The following is a 3,416-nucleotide window of genomic DNA, read 5'->3' on the forward strand; positions in this document are numbered from 1 at the left end:
GTGCAGCGATTCGGTGAACTGGAGGTGCTGGTGCGCTCGGCCGAGGCCTTTGCGGACACCGCCGCCGGCCGGGTGGACGCGGCCGGCGCGGTGCTCTCCTCGGGAGGAGCGGAGGCCGACGCGGCCACGGCCGAGGCCGATCGGTTCCGCACGACGATGCGCAACCACCCGGCGGGCGTCGTCGTCATCACAGCCGGCGTCGAGGGACGTCCTGTGGGTCTGACCACCACCTCGTTCACCAGCGTGAGCCTCGACCCGCCGCTGGTGTCCTTCTACGTCGCCGACTCCTCGTCCACCTGGCCGACGCTGCGTCTGGCCGGGGAGTTCGGGGTGCAGTTGCTCAGTGAGAAGCAGGCGGACCTGGCCACCCGGTTCGCGCCGCCGACGTCGTGGCGTCCCGGCCCCGCCGATGTGCCGTTGCTGGACGGGGCCGCCGCGCATCTGGTGTGCGAGCGGTTCGACACCCGGTTGATCGGCGACCACTGGCTGGTCGTGGGCAGGTGACCCACACCGTGGTGTTGCAGGACCCGCGACCGCCGCTGGTGTACCACCAAGGTTCGTTCTCCTCGGTGGCCCCGTTGGACTGAGCTCCGGCCGGTGTACCGGCGACAGACTTCCCTTCGCCCGGGAAGAAGGGCGCCCCCGCACGATCGGGGGCGCCCTCGTCATGCTCGGAAAAGTCCACGAAAACGGTCGTACAAGCGGGTCAGAGCGGCGCGCAGACGTCCGGCGCGCGAGCGCACTCCGGGGGTCACCCAGACCGGGGCCGGACCGGCCAGAGGCGCGGTGAGGAGCAGCCTTCCCGGCAGGTCGCGCCGAACGGGGCGGCCCACCGCGGTATCCAGGGGGATCCGGTGCAGCACCGCACGATCGAAGGCGTTCACCAGGGTCAGGGTGCGCTCCTCCCGCAGAACGAGGATCTCGCCCGGATCCACTCCCGGGGTGAGCTCGACCTCGACCACGAGGTCGGCGCCGCGACGCCCGCTGTCGACCCGGGCGACCGGACCCACGGCGAGCTGTGCCCACAGGGTGTACTCGACCCCCTCGAAGACGTCCGTGACGCGCATCGGACCACTCCCATCGGCTTGAGTTGTACCGACTCAAGTTTATTGACGCCTTCCTGCTCTGGCAAGTGATGCGTCGAGCCGGACCCCGGGCTGTGAGAGGGGTCACCGAAGTGCGAGAATGAGCCCGCCGAGCCCCGGCCAGGACCCCTCACCAACACGGAGCGAACATGGCACTCGTCGCCGGAATCGACAGTTCGACACAGTCCTGCAAAGTCGTGGTCTGTGACAGCGCCACCGGCAAGGTGGTGCGCGAGGGCCGTGCCCCGCACCCCGACGGCACCGAGACCCACCCCCGCCACTGGTGGAGCGCCCTGAGCGAGGCCTCCTCCGGGCTGCTCGACGACGTCGCCGCGGTCTCCGTGGCCGGCCAACAACACGGCATGGTCGTGGTCGACGAAGACGGGGAGGTCATCCGCCCCGCCCTGCTGTGGAACGACGCCCGCTCCGCCGCGGCCACCCACGACCTGGTCGAGGAACTGGGCGGCCCCAAGGCCTGGGCCGACGCCGTGGGCAACGTGCCGGTGGCCAGCTTCACCGTCGGCAAGCTGCGCTGGTTCGCCGAACACGAACCCGAACTCGCCGCCCGTGCGCACGGCGTCATGCTCCCCCACGACTGGCTGACCTGGCGGCTCGGTGGTGGCCGCCAAGCGCCCACCACCGACCGCGGCGACGCCTCCGGCACCGGCTACTGGTCACCCGCGGAGAACACCTACCGCACCGACCTGCTGGTGCGCGGATTCGGCCGGGAACTGGAGGTCCCCCGTGTGGCCGCCCCCGCCGAGACCGTGGGCCACACCCCCGAAGGCGCCCTCATCGCACCCGGAACCGGTGACAACATGGGGGCCGCCCTCGGCCTGGGGGCACGCCCCGGCGACGTGGTCGTGTCACTGGGCACCAGCGGCACCGTGTTCGCCGCGCACGACCGCCCCACCCACGACCCCACCGGAACGGTGTGCGGGTTCGCCGACGCCACCGGCGGCCATCTGCCACTGGTGTGCACCCTCAACGCCGCCCGGGTCCTGAGCTCGGCCGCCGCGATGCTCGGCACCGACCTGGCCGGACTCGACCGTCTCGCCCTGGGAGCGCACCCGGGGGCGGAGGGCGTGGTGCTGCTGCCCTACCTGGACGGCGAACGCACCCCCGAACTACCCGAGGCCACCGGTTCCCTGCACGGCCTGCGCCGGGACAACATGACCCCCGGCAACATCGCCCGCGCCGCCGTGGAGGGGATGCTCTGCGGACTCGCCGACGGATTGGCCGCCCTCTCCGAGCAGGGAGTGCCCACCGAACGGGTGCTTCTGGTGGGCGGAGGCGCCCGGTCGGCCGCGGTCCGCGCCATCGCCCCCATCGTCCTGGGGGCACCCGTGGTGGTTCCGCCGGCCGCCGAGTACGTGGCGTTGGGCGCCGCCCGCCAGGCCGCCTGGGCCCTGTCCGGTGAGGAATCGCCGCCGGTGTGGACCCTGGGCGCCCCGGAGGAAACGTCCGCGCACAGCTCCGACACCGGAGCGGAACTGCGTGAACGCTACGCGCACTTCCGGCACACCGTTCACGGGGTGTAGACCCACCAATCACGAGATGCAGAACCACGAAGGCCCCGGAGCTCGGATTCGGCACGCTGTTCCATCGTGTTCCGGGGCTATGACCTGTACCTGGGGGAGGTACGCGGTGGAACGGGGGTCAGGCCCCGGAGCCCTCCCACTTGTCACGAAGGAACTCGTCGACGTCGTAGGGCATCAGGTTGAGCGGCGGGCCCGGGGGCGAATTCGTGTTCATCTCCCGGATCTTCTTGTTCAGGCCTTCCAAGAGCTCCCGGACGCGCTTCTCCGTTCGAGCTTTGCGAGCCTCGACGAGGGTGTCCTCGGCCTCCTTGCGCAGGCGCAGGGTGGGCGGCAGCAGCGAGACGTTCTCCTGCTTGAGCTTGCGCTTGATCCACCAGTTCTCGTCGTAGGGGCGGTCGATATCGGGGATGGGCTTGCCGGCACCGGGAAGGTCGTCGAATTCCCCCTTCTCCTGAGCCTCACGGATCTGGGCGTCGATCCAGGACTCGAATTCCATGCCGGTGGGCTTGCGTTTCGTCATTGAACCGCCTCCTCCAGGGTGACCATGCGAGCACACGTCCGTGTGGGCTGCCCCACACCAACATCCTGCCCTGTGGAAGTGAGCGGTCGACATGACCCCCCGGAAAATCCCCGGTGTGCGCTCGGCCGGAACTGCACCGCATCGCGACGTGCTACAGCACTGCGTTACTGCGTTGAACTCGACTGTGCTGGTGGTAGTGAGAGCCAGGTGGACGAGTGTCTCGCCAGTCTGCTGGTGGGGCGCCTGGGGTCCTGGTCCTTCCGGTTGTTG

General features: G+C 70.2%; 3 protein-coding genes and 1 pseudogene. 2 read left to right on the forward strand and 2 right to left on the reverse strand.

The annotated features are described in order from the left end of the window. Positions 1 to 156 precede the first annotated feature (156 nt). Positions 157 to 587, forward strand: a pseudogene (locus K8V84_RS09175) (flavin reductase family protein). Between the two features lie 78 nt (positions 588 to 665). On the opposite strand, the gene K8V84_RS09180 reads toward K8V84_RS09175, so the two are convergent. Then, the gene (locus tag K8V84_RS09180) at positions 666 to 1,067 is read right to left on the reverse strand and encodes a hypothetical protein (RefSeq protein WP_304073011.1); all 402 of its coding nucleotides are present in this window, start codon (positions 1,065 to 1,067) and stop codon (positions 666 to 668) included. Positions 1,068 to 1,234: 167 nt separating this feature from the next. Between K8V84_RS09180 and xylB the strand changes: the two genes are divergently transcribed. Continuing rightward, positions 1,235 to 2,626, forward strand: coding sequence for a xylulokinase (gene xylB / locus K8V84_RS09185; RefSeq protein WP_304073013.1), 1,392 nt, complete (start codon positions 1,235 to 1,237; stop codon positions 2,624 to 2,626). 118 nt (positions 2,627 to 2,744) lie between these two features. On the opposite strand, the gene K8V84_RS09190 is transcribed toward xylB, so the two are convergent. After that, positions 2,745 to 3,146, reverse strand: a complete 402-nt coding sequence (locus K8V84_RS09190; RefSeq protein ID WP_304073014.1) for a DUF1992 domain-containing protein — start codon at positions 3,144 to 3,146, stop codon at positions 2,745 to 2,747. Positions 3,147 to 3,416 lie beyond the last annotated feature (270 nt).

It is taken from the genome of Nocardiopsis listeri, from assembly GCF_020741345.1.
In the GTDB taxonomy this organism is placed as follows: domain Bacteria; phylum Actinomycetota; class Actinomycetes; order Streptosporangiales; family Streptosporangiaceae; genus Nocardiopsis; species Nocardiopsis listeri_A.